Source organism: Pseudomonas rubra, assembly GCF_028656935.1.
Taxonomy (GTDB): domain Bacteria; phylum Pseudomonadota; class Gammaproteobacteria; order Pseudomonadales; family Pseudomonadaceae; genus Aquipseudomonas; species Aquipseudomonas rubra.
Genome location: NZ_JAMDGZ010000044.1, coordinates 38016 through 56211, shown reverse-complemented (window position 1 = coordinate 56211; position 18196 = coordinate 38016). Strand labels below are relative to the sequence as shown.

The 18196-nt window shown below is 60.3% G+C and carries 12 protein-coding genes; 1 reads left to right on the top strand and 11 read right to left on the bottom strand.

The genetic code is table 11. The annotated features are described in order from the left end of the window. Positions 1 to 16: 16 nt before the first annotated feature. Positions 17 to 5695, bottom strand: coding sequence for a dermonecrotic toxin domain-containing protein (locus M5G17_RS19335; RefSeq protein ID WP_273894506.1), 5679 nt, complete (start codon positions 5693 to 5695; stop codon positions 17 to 19). A gap of 201 nt (positions 5696 to 5896) precedes the next feature. Here M5G17_RS19335 and M5G17_RS19330 point away from each other — a divergent pair, with 201 nt between their 5' ends. Then, on the top strand, positions 5897 to 6892 hold the full coding sequence (locus tag M5G17_RS19330; RefSeq protein ID WP_273894505.1) for an alpha/beta fold hydrolase: 996 nt from the start codon (positions 5897 to 5899) through the stop codon (positions 6890 to 6892). Positions 6893 to 6908: 16 nt separating this feature from the next. On the opposite strand, the gene M5G17_RS19325 is transcribed toward M5G17_RS19330, so the two are convergent. The 10 genes from M5G17_RS19325 to glpK all read right to left on the bottom strand — a co-directional run bounded on the left by M5G17_RS19325 (position 6909) and on the right by glpK (position 18137). After that, positions 6909 to 7235, bottom strand: a complete 327-nt coding sequence (locus M5G17_RS19325; RefSeq protein ID WP_273894568.1) for a GlpM family protein — start codon at positions 7233 to 7235, stop codon at positions 6909 to 6911. Between the two features lie 33 nt (positions 7236 to 7268). Continuing rightward, positions 7269 to 8594 (bottom strand): two-component response regulator AauR, encoded by a 1326-nt coding sequence (gene aauR, locus M5G17_RS19320; RefSeq protein ID WP_130265975.1) that lies wholly within the window; start codon positions 8592 to 8594, stop codon positions 7269 to 7271. Continuing rightward, positions 8591 to 10498, bottom strand: coding sequence for a two-component sensor histidine kinase AauS (aauS, locus tag M5G17_RS19315; RefSeq protein ID WP_273894504.1), 1908 nt, complete (start codon positions 10496 to 10498; stop codon positions 8591 to 8593). The genes aauR and aauS overlap by 4 nt, the downstream gene beginning before the upstream one ends. Positions 10499 to 10563: 65 nt before the next feature. Beyond that, positions 10564 to 11298: an amino acid ABC transporter ATP-binding protein gene (locus tag M5G17_RS19310; protein ID WP_273894503.1), complete on the bottom strand. Its 735-nt coding sequence runs from the start codon at positions 11296 to 11298 to the stop codon at positions 10564 to 10566. Further along, positions 11295 to 11963, bottom strand: a complete 669-nt coding sequence (locus M5G17_RS19305) for an amino acid ABC transporter permease (RefSeq protein ID WP_273894567.1) — start codon at positions 11961 to 11963, stop codon at positions 11295 to 11297. Before M5G17_RS19305 ends, M5G17_RS19310 begins: the two co-directional genes overlap by 4 nt. Then, entirely contained in the window at positions 11960 to 12706 is a 747-nt protein-coding gene (locus M5G17_RS19300) for an amino acid ABC transporter permease (RefSeq protein ID WP_273894502.1), read from the bottom strand. The genes M5G17_RS19305 and M5G17_RS19300 overlap by 4 nt, the downstream gene beginning before the upstream one ends. A 97-nt stretch (positions 12707 to 12803) precedes the next feature. Then, entirely contained in the window at positions 12804 to 13718 is a 915-nt protein-coding gene (locus tag M5G17_RS19295) for a glutamate/aspartate ABC transporter substrate-binding protein (protein ID WP_273894501.1), read from the bottom strand. Positions 13719 to 14030: 312 nt separating this feature from the next. After that, positions 14031 to 15569 carry a glycerol-3-phosphate dehydrogenase gene (gene glpD / locus M5G17_RS19290; protein ID WP_273894500.1) on the bottom strand — a complete coding sequence of 513 codons (1539 nt, stop codon included), beginning with the start codon at positions 15567 to 15569 and terminating at the stop codon, positions 14031 to 14033. A gap of 183 nt (positions 15570 to 15752) precedes the next feature. Next, positions 15753 to 16508: a DeoR/GlpR family transcriptional regulator gene (locus M5G17_RS19285; RefSeq protein WP_273894499.1), complete on the bottom strand. Its 756-nt coding sequence runs from the start codon at positions 16506 to 16508 to the stop codon at positions 15753 to 15755. 129 nt (positions 16509 to 16637) lie between these two features. Next, the gene (glpK, locus tag M5G17_RS19280; RefSeq protein ID WP_273894498.1) at positions 16638 to 18137 is read right to left on the bottom strand and encodes a glycerol kinase GlpK; all 1500 of its coding nucleotides are present in this window, start codon (positions 18135 to 18137) and stop codon (positions 16638 to 16640) included. Positions 18138 to 18196: the final 59 nt, after the last annotated feature.

The following is an 18196-nucleotide window of genomic DNA, read 5'->3' as shown; positions in this document are numbered from 1 at the left end:
GCCAAGTTTATTGCGGTTAAAGATGAGCAAAATGCGTTTGAGCAGTCTGCGCCGAAATCGTCCCGCGCCAGATGGTGTCAGCGCTGTTGGTTTGCTGCCACTGTGCACCGCGATAACGATCCGCCGCGCGTTTGAGGTGCATGGCGGTGGCGTTGACGAACGGCGTATCCAATTTGCTGTAATGGAAATGGGCATACCAGAGTGTGGGTTGCCCGGCTGCCGTCAGGTCGCGGATTACGTATTCCTCAAGGTAGTCCCGCGTTTTGAGCAACTGTCGCTCGCCCTCTGGAACGATGTCCACCTGCTGTTGTTCGAGTAAATACAACAGATGCCCCTCGTTGGGTTCGACGCTGAGTTTGATCTGGGCGATGCGCAAGTCGACGCCCTGTTGACGTAGTGTGGCCGCGTGGGGACGCAGCTGTGCCGGTTCTGTGGCTGTCGCATCAAGTTGCTGGAGGCGTCGAGCGCAGTGTTCCAGTTCTTCGGCCTTGGTGTTCATAACGTGCTCAAGATCCACAGGCAACATGCCTTGGCGCTTGTAGCCCTCAACGCGCTGTCGATAATTGCCCAGCCCGTCGATCAACTCGGCCGCTGTGCGCTTGAGGTCGCGAAGTTCATTGGGGCGGGGGGGCACAACGGCAGGTCGGCGTTGCCAGCGATCACCTATCGCGTCGTAGTGGCCTAGGGCGTTGCCCTCTTCATCCCAAGTAACGATATAGGCAGGAAGGTCGTCGTTAGCTGGGAAGTAATCGCCCACTCTGTACCTGTCATCTACTGTCTGGAACAGGCGCGGGCCGCTGGATTGGCCGCTGGCAGCCGGAGTAGCGTTGGGAAGATGGCGCAGCTGCCTATCTGCCTGGGAGATCAGTGTCTGCAGATTGTCATGCAGCTGTTGCAAGTACTGCTCATCGAACAACTCGGGAAAACTGGCGTAGGTACTGCGTAGCCTGAGTTGATAATTGCGATAGGTCGTACTGGCCTGTTCGAAAATGGTTCGACGTTGCTGAGCGTTGACCGCAACCTCCCACATTTCCACCAGCGTGCCACGTGCCTCGGCAAAGTCCCGTTCGATCTGTTGTAACTGTTGCTGCAGGTAGTCGGCAACCACCGATGTGTTCTGGTAACGACGAGCAGCACTCATCAGGTGCGGAGTTTTGTAGAAGACAAAAAAATTGTCGTTGAACTGGCGCTCATAGATCGTGAACGATTGCCCCATACCTTTGAAGCTCCTGAGATTAATCAGATAGTCCCGGTGCGTGGGAAAGCGTTGTATCAAGTCGTTGATCGAATTGTTGAGGTCTTGTTGGCTTTTGATGCGCGCCGCCAGATGTTCATCAGTACCGAGGTCCAGGGCGACAAGTCGTTGGGCGTTATCTGCATGTGCCTTGTTGAGCCTGGACAGTTCGCTATTGAAGCGAGCGTCGGTGTTGCTGGGTTTCGCCGGAGCGTGGACATTCCGGTTCCAGGACCTGAGCTCAAGCATATCCGCTGCCATTTCTTTGCGTATGTCCAGAATCTGGATAGAAAGTTCGCGCAATTGGCGAAGTAACGGTGCCTGCTCGGTCAGATCGTTCAAAAGGGAGATTCTATTGCGAATTTCGTAGGCCGATTGCACCAGGGGGCGGGTGCGGTTGACCTTCAGCTCGATCGAGCTTATCAAGCGGCCACAGATGACGTTGGCCGTACGGGATTTTTGCTCGGTACAGAGCAGCTTTTCTGCCCGAGTACCGACTTCAAAGAGGCTTTCCAGTGTGGAATAGTTGTTTTTCGCCAGATCGATATCAGCCCGGCAACTCTTTTCGAGATTGACTGCCATCACCCGTTGTTCTTCAGGGGAGGCGGCGTTATAGGGCTCAAATTGACGATTGGTTCGGTTCACGCTGTTTTTCAGGGCCAGTTCATCCGTTGCTGCTTGCAATGACAGGATGTTTTTGCGCCGGAAATGGCTGTCCACCAAAATACGGGGGAGTCTGCTGCGGATTGCTTCCGGCCAGTAAGGGTCGAGCCGGTCGAGAGTTCGTCCGGTAAATCGCAGCGCGCTGCTAGCAATACCCCCACCGGCGCCGCCACCGTACAGGTGTACGCCATACAGCGCGAAATGCGTATCCCATTGTCCTTCTACCGAGAGTGCGATCGGGCGCTTCCAGCCCTTGGCAGCGGTCCCTTGCAAGCGCCAGGTATGGGCCGTAGCATCCCATTGCACCTGGCATGGACGGTCCCCCATCAGAATGAAATCGCCGTCGGCGTGGCGATAGATGCCGCGAAAGCGTCCATCGGTGCCCAGTTGCGAAGCAGAAAACTCAATGGGTTTTTCGTATTCATAGCCGTTGAAGCGGGCGTGCAGGGGGGCGCTTCTGGGCGCCCCTATAATATTTTGTTGCACCAGAGGGCTGTCCAACTGGCGAAGTTGACGCAGCTTGGTCAAGCGCCGTACCGCTGTGGCCTTGGCGGCGATAGCAGGCAGCAAGTCCACGGCAGCATCGACCAGGCACAACAAGGCTGTGCCCAGCTCGCCCAAGGCTTTGTAGGGTTGACCATTGACCAACAAGGACCTGGCCTTGGCGCATGCGTCGAAAAAGTCATACAGGCCGATCAAGCTGCCCAGCACAGGTATGAAGCTGAACGTCATCTTGAGGTAGTTGAAGACCATGCCACTTTGATGGGCAAAGTTCTCCAGCCAGAGCTGATCATTGGAGCGGGAAGTGGCGCGATGGGCCTCCAGCATTCTTCCCATCTGAGCGTCCAGCAGGTGCTCGCTCAGGGACGTACTCCTCGGCCAGTCCGGCCCCAGTCCGATCATGCCGCTGTATTTGTGGCCCAGTGCTTGGTGCATCCAGGCTCTGTGGTGGGCGGGGCTACCCTGCAAGGTACGACTGGCGAGGTAGTCGATTTCACCACTTTGCTTGGCCAATTGATAAAGACCATCGCGTGCGTCTTCCAGGCTTGAGTATTCGCGCAGGACCCTGGATGGATGATCGGGGCGGTAGAGCAGGGTGATGCCGCTGTTGCGGTCGTTTATAAAGGTGACCCCCGAGAGCGTAATCGACAGGCCGTCGGTTTCCGGGTAGCTGCCGGTCAGATGGGCGGGAATCAGGCGTATGTCATGGCCTTGCGCGGTGTAGTGCGCAGCGCTGTTGGCGGTAATGCAGATGTCAAAAATGCGCTGCCCCTTGTCAGTCAGGTTGCCTTGTTCGCGGGCGACCAGGCTCTGAAGCTTGAGCATCTGCTGTATGGGCTTGGCCAGGCTCTCGCGACGGTACTGGCGCTCGAACGCTGTTTCGTCGGTGCTCAGGAACAGCCGGCGAACCTTGTCTTCGTAAAGCTTGGCCAGATCCAGTTCGATACTCAGCTTTTCCACATACGCCTTGGTGATGCCGCTGCTCAGGCGCGTTCGCACGTCACTGCTGTTGGAGCGGCTTTCCACCCTCATGAACTTCAGCCGATTGCTTACAGCGCTATCGACGTTCTCCAGGAGCAGGGTTTCCAGCAGATGATCGTGACGCTGGGTACTGGGCAACAGCTTCACTACGACAGGTATGGAGGCTTGGCCTGGCAGGCCTGGAGAAGAAGTCGTCGGTACTTTTTCTTCTGAGGTGGAGTCCGGCAGGTTGAGCACGATGTCACTGCCGTCATAGCTGGGAAAGTCTTTTTTCAGACGCTTTAGCAGGTGTTGCCGGCAAAACAGCAGGCGGTTGGGCAAGTCCCGGGTGATCAGGCTCTGTGCCAGTTGCATGGCCGCGATGTAGTCGACGATGTGCTGCTTGATCAGCAGACGCTTGGCATCCGATAGCCTGCTTAGCCAGTTGGGCAGTGTCGCACCGGCCAGGATGATCGCTTGGTCCTGCTCCTGCAGCATCTGGTAAGCCCTTTTACGGGCGGCATGCTGGGGAATCTGCAGTTGCTGTTCGAGGTCTTCATCGATTGCTGCGAGGGCGTCCTGTACTGGTACGCCGTTGTTGTCCAACATTACGTTGTGCGCCGCTGTTCGGCTGCGGCTGAGCTGCAGGTCAAGTATCTGGCTGAGGACATCGCCGTAGGCAGGCTTGAGTCTCAAGGACTGCGCTGATAACTTCTGTACCCCTAAGCAGCTTTCCAGTGTCTGAATATCCGGGCAGCGCAGCAAGCCACCGTGCTTGCCTGGCCAATACAGGAGCATGGCGGGTGGGGTTTCGAGACCCTCTCCCGTCGGCTTGCGGGAGAGTACCAGCAAGGTATCCAGTGTGTGTTCGCGGGTCTGCTCAACTCCCTGTGCCTGCTCGGTCTGGCTCAACACCAGGTGGTTGGCGACGATGCTGGAGCCTGGCCGTGGAAACGACTGCCCTTGGTCGAGCAAGGTTTCTACCCAACCCAGCTCTTTACTGTCGATTTGCCCCAGTAACTGCTGGAACTGAGCATGGGCACGCAGGCCGGTATGATGGGCGGTAATCAGCTCGGTGCTGGCGACGGGTACTGTTTCACTGGTTCGCCAGGTGTCGTTCGCCAACTGTCGAGAGATCGCGCTCTGCGCTGCGAGCGTGGCGCTTTCCAGGGCAGAGTAGTGCGCTTTCAGACGCTGGGGGGCGCTTTCGGCAATTGCACTCATCAGCTTGAGCTGACCGCGAATCAGTTGTGACCGCAAGGTGTGAGGAATTTCATCTCCCAACCCACCCAAGTCGTGCAAGGACGGTGCTGGCGTTGCCTCCAGATCTGTTGCCGGTAGCGACGGTGGGGCGCTCAGCAGTGAAGTCTGGCGCCGCTCCAGGTCAATGCTATCGGCTTTGGACAAGGCAAACTCGGCCTGGCGCTGAAGATCGCTGCCCGGGTTGTAGTCCAGTGATTTGAGCTGTTTGTTCAGAAGGCCGTCGACAAGCGTGTCGAAGCCGCCAACCAGGCCATCCTGTGCCTGATAGCTGATGCGGTCGTCCTTGTTCCCGGCCCGCAACTTGGCCTCCAGATCTGCAGAGCTCGCGAATTGGGAAAAGGCAGGTTGGTTGTTGGGTTGGTAGAGGATGAGCGTCGGGTTGTCTTCGATGCCGAACACCATCAAGCCAGGGAGTGCCTCACCGTTTTTTTGCAGCGTTTGGATCGTCAGTTGTTTGCCGTCCAGTCGCAGCCACTCGGGGTCGTCGAGTACACCGAACACTGGCCGTAGCGCCTGCTCGGTGATGCTGTCCATGATCACGGCGGCTTGCATCGCCACCTGAAAGTGCCCCTTGTAATGGGCCAGTGCATGGGCACGACGACTGATCGGCGTACCCTCGGCGCGGGCTGCCCAGTAGTGGTTCCAGCGCTGGCGGATACTGGCGGGGATGTCCAGCTGCTGGAGTCGATCCAGTAGTTGGCTTGGGGTCAGTTGCAGCAACGGACTATCCGCCAGCAGACCGACGACTAGCGCATCCTGATCCAGGTTTGTCGGCGCAGTGGGGTGGTGGCGGCCAAAGACGGCAAGCTCGATTAGGTTGATGAAGGTTCGCGAACCGTCGGATTCGAACAGCAGTCCGGTGACCTCGGGGTCTGAATTCAACTGTTCGCGCAGAGTGCTGCGCAGGGCATCTCGAACTCCCGGAGCATTGGCGATGAGGGCATTGAAGTTGTCGAGGTGTAGATTCCACTGGCCGATGCGGCGTTGCAGTGACCCACTATCAAGCCAGTTGGCTGAAACGAAGTGAACGGCGTGAAAGTCGCTTGGGGCTGTGTCGTCGAGTATTTCGCTCATGTTGGATTTCCCTGTCGGTATCGCGCCGAGAATGGCGAGCGGTTTATTGGACAGGACCCATTTGCACTTGCAGTGGTAGATAGATATCGACACGACCACTGAGCGAGCTTCATCAAATTGTCACGCAACTGTGGCAGCGCGCTTGAACAAACTTCATCACACTCGCGCTCTACTGGGGATTTGCATTCTGGTGTTTGAGTCATGCGGGCGTTGCTGTTTTTACTTCTTGTTCTGTCGAGTGCATCGGCGGCCTTTGCCGCGCCGCGCTGTGATACTCAGGTGCCTGTGCAACAGGCTCAATTGGCGCAGGTGAGCCTGGCTTACCAGAGTGTCGGCCGTGCCTCGGATCCTGCGTTACTGCTGGTCATGGGCCTGGGCGGGCAGCTGATCCATTGGCCCGATGACGTGGTGAAAGCCCTGTGCGAGCAGGGCTTTCGCGTCATTCGCTTCGATAACCGCGATGTTGGCCTGTCGACCTGGAACCGGCCGCCGGCCAGCGCCAACCTGACCTTCGAGCTTTTGCGTTTCAAGTTGGGGCTGTCGGTGGCCGCCCCCTACAGCCTGGGTGACATGGCCGAGGATGGTCTGCAGTTGATGGATGCCTTGGGTATCGAGCGCTTCCATGTGCTGGGTGTGAGCATGGGCGGGATGATTGCTCAGCACTTGGCGGCCATGGCCCCGCAACGGGTCGAGAGCCTGACCCTGATCATGTCCAGTTCCGGTGCCCAGGGCTTGCCGGCGCCGGCACCGGCACTGGTGCAATTGCTGGCGCGGCGAGAGGCGCCGGATCGTGCCACTGCCATCGAGCAGCAGGCCGACTTGCTTGCTGCCTTGGGCAGCCCTGAGGTAACCGACGATCGCCAGGCACTGGTGCGCCAGGCTGCACAAGCCTACGACCGGGCTTTCAATCCTGAGGGCGCCAAACGCCAGATCCTGGCGATCCTGGCCGAACCCAGCCGGGTTGAACTGCTCAATCGCCTGCGGCTACCGGCCCTGGTGGTGCATGGCACGGCGGACCCGCTGCTGCCGGTCATGCATGGCGTGCACCTAGCCGCGCATATCCGCGGCAGTCAGTTACGGCTGATACCGGGTTTGGCCCACCGTTTTCAGGCGCCGTTCAAGGGGCCGTTGCTGAGTGCGGTGTTGCCGTATCTGCAGTCGCAACGGCTGGCCGATACCCATGTTGCGGTGTACTGATCGCAGGGCAAGCCCATCAGTGCAGCTTCACCCACAGGCTCACCAGCACCGTCGCCGCCACCAGCCAGGCCACTGCGGCAAGCGCCAGTGATGCCTCCAGGCGCAGGCGGTCGACCAGCAGGTACAGCGCCGCCAGGTAGACGAAGTAAGGGATGATCGACCACATGCCGAACACGATGGTGGTCTTCAGGTCGTCCAGTGAGCGGCCCTTACCGACGATGTAATGGGCGATCAGGGCGAAGGTCGGAAACAACGGCACCAGCCCGGCAATGTAGTAGTTGCGGGTTTTCGCCAAGGCGGCAAGGATCACCACCACGGCGGCGCCCAGGCAGGCTTTGAGTATCAGGTCCACGTGTTGTCCTGTTTCAACGCGGGGTTAACCCAGGCCATACTTTTTCACTTTGTCGAACAGTGTGGTCTTGGCCATGCCCAGCTCCTGGCTGGCCTGGCTGAGGTTGCCGCCGGTGCGCTGCAGGGCATCGCCGAGCAGGTTGCGCTCGAACGCCTCGACCGCCTCGGCAAAGCCCAGGCCCTGGTTGGTACTGGCGTCGGTCTTTTTGAATGCTGGCAGGCCCAGGGCATAGCGTTCGGCAACGTTACGCAGTTCGCGGACGTTGCCCGGCCAGTCGTGGGCCATCAGCCGTGACAGGGTCTGGCTGTCCAGTTGCGGGGTTTCCCGGTCAAAGCGCAGCGACGACTGCTGCAGGAAGTGCTCGAACAGTTGCAGGATGTCTTCGCGGCGCTCGCGCAGTGGCGGCAGCTCCAGGGTCACCACGTTCAGCCGATAGTACAGGTCACTGCGAAACTGCCCGCTCTGGCCTAGGGCGTTGAGGTCGGACTTGGTTGCGGCAATCACCCGGCAATCGACGGCTATGCTCTGGTTCGACCCCAGGCGCTCCAGGGTGCGTTCCTGCAACACGCGCAGCAGTTTGATCTGCAGGTTCAGCGGCATGCTTTCGACTTCGTCGAGGAACAAGGTGCCGCCGTTGGCGTGTTCGATCTTGCCGATCCGGCGTTTGCCGGCGCCGGTAAAAGCGTTGGCTTCGTGGCCGAAGATCTCGCTCTCGAACAGGTTCTCCGGCAACCCGCCGCAGTTCAGCGCGACAAAGGGGGCGCCCTGGCGGCGGCTGAAATCATGCAGGCAGCGCGCGACTAGCTCTTTGCCGGTACCGGTTTCGCCTTCGATCAGCACGTTGGCCGAGGTATCGGCGACGTTGGCAATCAGTTCTCGCAGGTTCTGCATGGCCGGCGAACGGCCGATGATTCGCCCCTCCAGGGTGCTTTGCTCGGCCAACTGACGGCGCAGGGCGAATACTTCGCGGGACAAGCCACGTTGCTCCAGGGCACGGCGTACCACTTCAACCAGGCGTTCCGGGGCGAACGGTTTTTCCATGAAGTCATAGGCGCCGTTGCGCATGGCGCCGACCGCCATATCGATATCGCCGTGGCCGGTGATTAAAACTACCGGCAGGCTGCGGTCGCGGGCTTTCAGGCGGCTGAGCAGTTCCAGGCCATCGATGCCGGGCAGGCGGATATCGCTGACGACGATACCGGCAAAGTCATCACCGATGCGCTGCAGGGCTTCTTCGGCACTGCCGACGCCTTCGCAGGCAATGTCTTCCAGGGCCAGCGCCTGCTGGCAGCCGAGCAGCACATGCGGGTCGTCTTCGACGATCAGGACGGTAAGGGGCGCTTGGTTCATAGGGACTCGGCTGATTCAGTGGGGGCATTGACCAGCGGCAGGCTGAGTACGAACGCGGTCCCGCCGCTGGCGGGGTGTTCGACACTGAGGCTGCCCTTGGCGGCGGCGGCAAGGCTGGCGGACAGGGTCAGCCCCAGGCCCAGGCCGTGCTCTCCCGGTTTGGTGGTGAAAAACGGTTCGAACAGGTGCTTGCGTGTTTCGTCATCGATGCCGTGACCATTATCGCGCACTCGCAGGCGGTATTTGTCGCCTTGCAGTTCACCTTCAAGCCAGAGCTGCGGCAGGGGTTGCGCGGCCATGGCGTCGAGGGCGTTGCCGATCAGGTTGACCAGGATCTGCTCGAGGCGGGTCTGGTCGATGGCCAGTTGCTGATCGTCGTAGTGATTATGCAGTTGCAAGTGGCAGCCGGCGATGCGGTTGCCCAGCACTTGCAGACTGGCCTCGACGGCCTTGTTCAACGAGGCCTTGCCGCTGTCTTCACCGCGGCGGGCGAAGGAGCGCAGGCTGGCGGTGATGCGGCCCATGCGGTCGATCAAATCGTTCATGGTGTGCAGGTTGGTGCTGACGGTTTCCAGTGCGCCGCGCTCAAGAAAACGCACGCTGTTGCCCGACAAGGTGCGCAGGGCGGCCAGGGGTTGGTTCAGTTCATGGGCGATGCTGGTCGACATCTGGCCGATGGCCGCCAGTTTGCCGGCCTGAACCAGCTCGTCCTGGGCATGGCGCAGGGTCTGCTCGGCATGCCGGCGTTCGCGGATCTGGCCCTTCAGGCGCTCGTTGCTGGCGCGCAGGTCGGCGGTGCGTTCGGTGATCTTGCGCTCCAGCTGGCTGTTGGCCTCTTCCAGCGCTTCACGGGCGGCCAGGCGGGTGGCAATGACTTTGCGCCGTTCGTTCCAGGCGATCAGCAAGATCGCCAGCAGCGCGAAGGCGACACCGACCAGGATGCCCTGGACCATGGATTCGCGGCGCAGGTCCTGCAAGGGCGTGAGCAGGGTGAAGTGCCAGGGTGTGTCGCTCAGACGCCGGGTTTGTGCAAGGTAAGCCACTTCGCGGCGGCCATCGCCAAGTTCGGCGTTGGCCGGAAAACTCAGTTTCTCGATGCCGTCGGCGAGCTTTTCGCGTGACAGTGGCTGCAGTTCGTTCAGCGGCCACCAGTAATACTGCAGGCTGCGCGCCAGGCGCTCCTTGATCTCCGGGGTAAGCGGGCGCACAGACTTGAGCCGCCGCGCCGGGTCGCTGGAGAGGATGATGATGCCATTCTCGTCACTGACAAAGGCTTCCAGGCGAGCCCGCTGCCAGCGTTCTTCCATGGCCTCCAGGCGCACCTTGATCACCGCCACGCCAATGATCTTGCCGTGCTCTTCCAGGCCGTGGGCGAGGAAGTAGCCTGGCTCGCCGGTGGTGCTGCCGATGCCGTAGAAGCGCCCGGGTTGGCCGCGCACGGCGTCCTGGAAGTAGGCGCGAAATGACAGGTCTTCACCGAGGAAGCTGTCGACATCGCGCCAGTTGCTGGTGGCCTGGACCCGGCCGCTGGTGTCGAGGACAAAGATCGCCCGGCTGCGGCTGCGGCGGTTCAGGCCTTCAAGGTATTCGTTGACCGCCTGGCGGTGTTCGCCGTCGGGTTGGGTGAGCAGGCTGGAAACGCTGTTTTCAAGCTCCAGCAGGCTCGGCAGATAGGTGTACTTGTTGATTTCGCTCTCGACCGCGCGCGCGTGCAGCTCAAGCTGGCGCTCGCCGTTTTCGCTCAAGGTGCGGATGCCGTTGTGTTCGCTGATCATGAAGCCGGCCACACCCAGGCCGATCATCAGCAAGACGATCAGGGGCGGGAACAGCAACTGGCGGATCAAACGGGGTTTCACGGCAAGGGCAGGCTTGGCAGGGCGAAAGAGCGTAGGGTCGCATTTCATCACAGTAGCCCGGTAACTAACAGCGCTGCCTGCCCGGCGTACACCGGACAGGCAGTGGTGAGACCTCAGTGTTGCAGGATTTTGCTGAGGAAGTGTTGGGTACGCTCGTCACGGGCGCTCTGGTCACCAAAGAATTCCTCTTTGGTGCAGTCCTCGATGATGTTGCCCTTGTCCATGAAAATGACCCGGTTGGCGACCTTGCGAGCAAAGCCCATCTCGTGGGTTACACACATCATGGTCATGCCTTCGTTGGCAAGTTGCACCATTACGTCGAGAACCTCGCTGACCATTTCCGGGTCCAGCGCCGAAGTTGGTTCGTCGAACAGCATGACGATCGGGTCCATCGCCAGCGCGCGGGCAATGGCCACACGTTGCTGCTGGCCACCGGACAGTTGCCCCGGGTGCTTCTTGGCGTGGGCGCTGAGACCGACGCGCTCAAGCAGGGCCAGGCCTTTCTTGGTCGCTTCGGCTTCGCTGCGGCCCAACACCTTGCGCTGGGCAATGGTCAGGTTCTCGGTAATGGTCAGGTGCGGGAACAGCTCGAAATGCTGGAACACCATGCCGACCCGCGAGCGCAGCTTGGGCAGGTTGGTCTTGGGGTCGGCAATCGAGGTGCCGTCAACGATGATGTCACCCTTCTGGAACGGCTCCAGGGCGTTGACGCACTTGATCAGGGTCGACTTGCCCGAGCCCGACGGGCCGCAAACCACCACCACTTCGCCTTTCTTGACCTCGGTGTTGCAGTCGGTCAGAACCTGGAAGTCGCCGTACCACTTGTTGACGTTTTTGATGGAGATCATACGGTTATCCTTTTCTGCAGACGCTTGACCAGGAAGGAAGCGGAGAAGCTGATGACGAAGTAGACGACACCGGCGAAGATCAGAAACTCGTTGGAGCGGCCAACGATGTCACCACTGGCGCGTGCCGAGTTGAGGAAGTCGACCAGGCCGACGGTGTAGACCAGCGAGGTGTCCTGGAACAGGATGATGCTCTGTTGCAGCAGCAGCGGGGTCATCTTGCGAAACGCCTGGGGCAGGATGATCAGGCGCATGGTCTGGCCATAGGTCATGCCCAGGGCCTGGGCGGCGCCCATCTGGCCCTTGGCGATCGACTGCACGCCAGCGCGGACGATTTCACAGAAGTACGCCGCCTCGAACATCATGAACGCCACGACGCAGGAGGTGAACGCACCGATCGGGGTGTCTTCGCCGGTAATCCAGCGCAGCACGAACGGCACGGCCAGGTAGAACCAGGTGATCACCAGCAGCAACGGAATGGAGCGGAAGTAGTTGACGTAGGCGCCGGCAAAGCGTGACAGCAGCTTGTTCGATGACAAGCGCATCAGTGCCAGAATCGTGCCCAATGCAATGCCGCCAACGATACCCATGACCATCAGTTGCAGGGTCATTTTCATGCCGTTCCACAGGCCCGGCATCGCTGGAATGATGTCACTGAAGTCCATTATTTGCCCCCCACGGAAATCAGGCCGGGTACGGCGACTTTCTTCTCGACCATACGCATCAGCAGCATCAGGCCCATGTTCAGGGTGAAGTAGATCAGGGTCGCCAGGGTGAAGGCTTCAAACAGGTTGGCCGAGAACTCGGCGGTTTGTTTGGTTTGTGCCAGCAGTTCCATCAGGCCGATCAGCGAGGCCACCGAGGAGTTCTTGAACACGTTCAAGAATTCGGAGGTCAGCGGCGGAATGATGATCCGGTAGGCCTGTGGCAGCAGCACGTTCCAGTACACCTGCGGCAGGCTGAAACCCATGGCGCGGGCGGCAGCTTCCTGGCCGCGGGGCAGCGCCTGGATACCGGTACGCACCTGCTCGCACACCCGCGCTGCAGTGAACAGGCCCAGGCAGATGATCACGCTGATCAGCGCCGAAGTGGTCGGGTTGAGGTCTTGCTTGTACCACTCCTGCAGGCCTTCGGGCAGCAGGTCGGGCACCAGGAAGTACCAGATGAACAGTTGCACCAGCAGCGGTACGTTACGAAAGAGTTCCACGTAGGCGGTGGCAATGCCTGATACCAGACGGTTCGGCACGGTACGCATGACGCCGAGTATCGAACCCAGCAGCAATGCAATGATCCAGGCGGCAATGGCAATGGCGATGGTCCAGCCCAGGCCGGTGATGTACCAGTCCAGATAGGTTTCGCTGCCCACGCCAGTGGACTTGAAGAATACGCCCCAGTCCCAGTTGTAATTCATCGGGGTCTCCCCTCAGATCGGTTTATTACGGGCACCTTCGAGCATCCGGGGGCGCAGGCGCCCTCGGATGAAAGGTTAGACACTAACTAGCTGGGAATCAGGACTTCTTTTCGTCTGCAGCTTTGTCGGTAGGATTGGCGATCAGCGCCTTGAGCTCGTCGCTCATCGGGAACATCAGGTTCAAGCCTTTAGGCGGGATTGGCGACTGGAACCACTTGTCGTAGATCTTTTGGATCTCGCCCGATTTGTACAGGGCAACGATGGCGTCATCGACCGCTTTCTTGAACGGAGCATCGTCCTTGCGCACCATACAGCCGTAGATTTCATAGGACTGCGGGGTACCGGTGACGGCCCAGTCGGTTGGCTTTTTGGCTTTGGCCATTTCGCCGGCTAGCAGGGCGTCGTCCATCATGAAGGCGACGGCGCGACCGGATTCGAGCATCTGGAACGATTCGCCGTGGTCCTTGGCAGAGATGACGTTCATCTTCATCTGCTTGTCGGCGTTCATCGACTTGAGGATGCGCTCGGAGGTGGTACCGGCGGTGGTCACCACATTCTTGCCAGCCAGGTCCTGGAAGTCCTTGTAGCTGGAGTCTTTCTTGGACAGCAGGCGGGTACCGATCTCGAAGATGCCGACCGAGAAGTCGACTTGCTGCTGGCGCTCGACGTTGTTGGTGGTCGAGCCACACTCGACGTCAACGGTGCCGTTCTGTACCAGTGGAATACGGGTCTGGGAGGTGACCAGGTTGTATTTGACCTGCAGGTCCGGCTTGTTCAGGTCCTTTTTCAGGGCCTCGACGATAGCCAGCTGGATGTCATGGGAGTAACCGACGGGTTTGCCCGAAGCGTCGGCGATGTAGGAGAACGGAATGGAAGCGTCACGGTGCCCCAGGGTAATGGTGCCCGACTCGTTGATCTTTTTCAGGGTGCCGGTCAGTTCGGCAGCGAAGGCTGGCGTGCTGATCAAAGCGGCCGCAACAGCGGCGCCCAACAGATGGGGAACGATACGCATCAAAATTTCCTCGACGTTGTTTTTTTTATGGAGCCGTTGGCGGGCTCTTTCGTTCAGCGAACACTGCAGTGAAGCGTTTTGCGCATTCGGGTACTGAGTGTAGAGCATGACTCGTGCCAAGCCCTGATGTCGATCATAACGCCCTGAAAAAACTGGGGATTAATCTTTTTTGACGGGTTGTGCGAGGTAGGATTCGTCCGGATGGCCGAATGAGGCGGGGTTTTTCGTTCGGAAAACCGAATCGCGGGGCAAGCCCGCTCCCACTCTAATTGGTGGGAGCGGGCTTGCCCCGCGATATTTTTCAACTGCTTACTAAGCCGCTTGAACACCTGCGCGGTTCAGTTCCAGACGCTGAAGGTAATCCTGTAGCGCCTGCTGCTCTGCTGCGGTCGTGAACAGCCCCAGCTTGCTCCGGCGCCAGAGGATATCGTCGGCGTTCACCGCCCATTCCTCGCGGCACAGGTAATCCACTTCCCGGGTAAACAAGCCACCGCCAATGGCCTCGCCCAAGTCCTGCGGACCCTGTACACCTTCGAGCAAGCGCCAGACGCGGCTACCGTAGGTGCGCGCCCAGCGCTTGGCAATCTCGGCCGGCAACCAGCCACAGCGGGCCAGGATGGCATCGACCAATGCCTGCGGGGTGCTCATGTCTTCGCCGCCCGGCAACGGTGCGCTGGCCGTCCAGCTGCCGCGCATCTGGGTGAAGAAGGGCGCAAGCTCGGCCATGGCCGACTCGGCCAGTTTGCGGTAGGTGGTCAGCTTGCCGCCGAACACCGACAGCAGTGGAGCTTCACCGCTGCTGGCCGACAGCGCCAGGGTGTAGTCGCGGGTAACGGCCGACGGGTTGTCGGACTCGTCGTTGCACAGCGGGCGAACGCCGGCGTAGGTGTGGAGGATATCGGCGCGGCTGAGCTGGTGATTGAAGTGCTCGTTGACCACCTTGAGCAGGTAATCGGTTTCGCCTTCGGTGATCGCAACCTTGGCCGGGTCGCCGGTGTACTCACGGTCGGTGGTGCCGATCAGGGTGAAGCGCTCCAGGTACGGAATGGCGAAGACGATGCGCTGGTCTTCGTTCTGCAGGATGTAGGCATGCTCGCCGTCGTACAGTTTCGGCACGATCAGGTGGCTGCCCTGGATCAGGCGGATGCCGTAGGGCGCTTCCAGTTGCAGGTCGTCCTGGATGAACTTGGCCACCCATGGCCCGGCGGCATTGACCAATGCGCGGGCACGGATCGACTGCTGGCTGCCGTCGGCGTTTTCCAGCTGCACGTTCCACACACCATCGACCCGGCGGGCGCTGATGCAGCGGGTGCGGGTGCGAATGTCTGCACCTTTTTCGCGGGCGGCCATGGCGTTGAGCACCACTAGGCGGGCGTCATCCACGGCGCAGTCGGCGTACTCGAAACCGCGGGTGATGGCAGGCTTGAGTGGATTGCCCGGAGCAAAGCGCAGGCTGTTTGATGCACCGAGCTGCTTGCGCTTGCCCAGGTGATCGTAAAGGAACAGGCCAGCACGGATCATCCACGCCGGACGCAGGTGCGGGCGATGCGGCAGCACGAAGCGCATCGGCTTGACGATGTGCGGAGCCTTGGCCAGCAGCACTTCGCGTTCAGCCAGGGCTTCGCGCACCAGCCGGAACTCATAATGCTCAAGATAACGCAGGCCACCGTGGATCAGCTTGCTGCTGGCCGAAGAGGTATGGCTGGCCAGGTCGTCCTTTTCGCAAAGGAACACGGAAAGACCGCGTCCGGCTGCATCGGCGGTAATCCCCACACCGTTGATGCCACCGCCAATTACAGCGAGGTCATAGAGTTCGGCAAGGGCGGGCGATGGCAAGCTGGATTGGGACACGAGTGGCCTCCTGAAGGTCTTTCCGACATCGAATCTGAACATTGATGTTCACTTTCGAAAATACTAGCGCAACAAAATGCTGCTCGCCAGCCCCTTCCCATAGAAAATACTGATCAGATGACAAATAAATGAAAAATAACGAACATTCGCGCTGCCACCGTTGCGATGGCAGCGGGCAGTGGCTCAGACCACTTCGAGGCGGATCTTGTACTGGTTGAGCAATTGCGTGAGGGCGGGCACCGGCGCCTGGTCGGTTACCAGGCAGTCGATCAGGCTGATCGAGCCCAGGCGCACCATGGCGTTGCGGCCGAACTTGCTCGAGTCGGCGGCGAGGATGACCTGGCGGGCATTGGCGATGATCGCCTGGGATACCCGGACTTCCTGATAGTCGAAATCCAGCAGGCTGCCGTCTTCATCGATGCCGCTGATGCCGACCAGGGCAAAGTCGACCTTGAACTGGTTGATGAAGTCGACGCTGGCCTGGCCCACAACGCCGCCATCGCGGCGTACATTGCCACCGGCCAGCTGTACTTCGAAATCATCCTTGGCGCTGAGGATCGAAGCCACGTGCAGGTTGTTGGTGATGATTTTCAAGTGGTTGTGGTTGAGCAGGGCGCGGGCGATGGATTCGGTGGTGGTGCCGATGTTGATGAACAGCGAGGCGTGATCGGGAATCTGCGCGGCAATGGCTTCGGCGATGCGCTGTTTTTCGTCGCGCATCTGGTCGGCGCGCATGGCGTAGGCAGTGTTTTCGATACTGGAATCGTAGGCTGCGCCACCGTGGTAGCGGCGTAGCAGATTGACCTCCGCCAACTGGTTGATGTCACGGCGGATGGTTTGCGGGGTAACGACGAACAGCTGCGCCATTTCTTCGATACTGACATAGCCGCGTTCGCGGACCAGCTCGAGGATTTGTTGTTGGCGAGGAGGCAGATTCATGGGCGGTCCTTTGGGGCAGCCGGGCAAATTTCGCCATGATGCCGCAGGATGAGTCTGACGGCCAGTCGCCTGGACAATCGCGGGGCAAGCCCGCTCCCACAGTGGGAGCGGGCTTGCCCCGCGAAGCTATCACTCTTCGTGCGGTTCCCAGTCGCGGGTGCGATCCACGGCCTTCAGCCAGCCGGCGTAGAGTTTCTCTTTCTGCACTTCGTCCAGTTGCGGGCTGAACTCGCGCTCGATGATGGCCTTGCCGCGCAGTTCATCCAGGCTGCTCCAGAAACCGCAGGCCAGGCCCGCCAGGTAGGCGGCGCCCAGGGCAGTGGTCTCGCGCATTTGCGGGCGCTCGACGCAGGTACCGAGGATGTCGGCCTGGAACTGCATGAGGAAGTTGTTGGCGACAGCGCCACCATCGACCCGCAGTTCGCTCAGGCGCTGGCCGCAGTCTTGTTGCATGGCATCGAGCACGTCGCGGGTCTGGTAGGCGATCGACTCCAGGGCGGCGCGAATGATGTGATCGACCTTGACCCCACGGGTCAGGCCGAACAATGCGCCACGGGCATAGGGGTCCCAGTACGGAGCGCCAAGGCCGGTGAAGGCGGGCACCAGGTAGACGCCGTTGCTGTCCTTGACCTTGCTGGCGAAGTACTCGGTGTCGTGGGCGTCGTTGACGATCTTCAGCTCGTCACGCAGCCACTGCACCGTGGAGCCGCCGTTGAACACCGCACCTTCCAGGGCGTAGGCCACTTCGCCGCGCGGGCCACAGGCGATGGTGGTGAGCAGGCCGTGGGAGGATTGGACCGCCTTGTCGCCGGTGTTCATCAGCAAGAAGCAACCGGTGCCGTAGGTGTTCTTGGCCTGGCCCGGCTCCACGCACATCTGGCCGAACAGCGCGGCCTGCTGGTCGCCGGCAATACCGGCAATGGCGATACCGCTCTTGGTGCGGCCGTAGACTTCCGAGGAGCTGCGTACTTCGGGCAACATCTGCCGCGGAATGTTCAGCACCTCAAGCATCTTCTCATCCCACTTCAGGGTGTGGATGTTGAAGAGCATGGTGCGCGAGGCGTTGGTGTAGTCAGTGACGTGCACCTTGCCGCCGGAGAATTTCCAGATCAGCCAGCTGTCGACGGTGCCAAACAACAGCTCGCCACGCTCGGCCCGTTCACGGGCGCCTTCGACGTTGTCGAGGATCCACTTGAGCTTGGTGCCGGAGAAGTACGGGTCGGTGACCAGACCGGTGGTTTCGCGGATGTATTCCTGCAGGCCGTCGCGCTTGAGTTGCTCGCAAATCTCGGTGCTGCGTCGGCACTGCCAGACAATGGCGTTGTACACCGGGCGGCCGGTTTCCTTGTCCCAAACCACGGTGGTTTCACGCTGGTTGGTGATACCGATGGCCGCCACCTGGTCGTGGCTCAGGCCAGCCTGGGCCAGGGCTTCGACCATGGTCGCGCTCTGGGTGGCGAAGATTTCCATCGGGTCGTGCTCGACCCAGCCGGCTTGAGGGTAGTGCTGTGCGAATTCGCGCTGCGAGGTGCCAACCACGTTGGCATCGCGGTCGAAAATGATGGCCCGCGAACTGGTCGTGCCCTGGTCCAGGGCAATGATGTAGTTCTTGTGCTGGGTGTCTGTCATATCGTTGGCCTTGCACTCAATAGGGTAGAGATCAGGGCAGGGCGAGCCTGGCTCGCCAC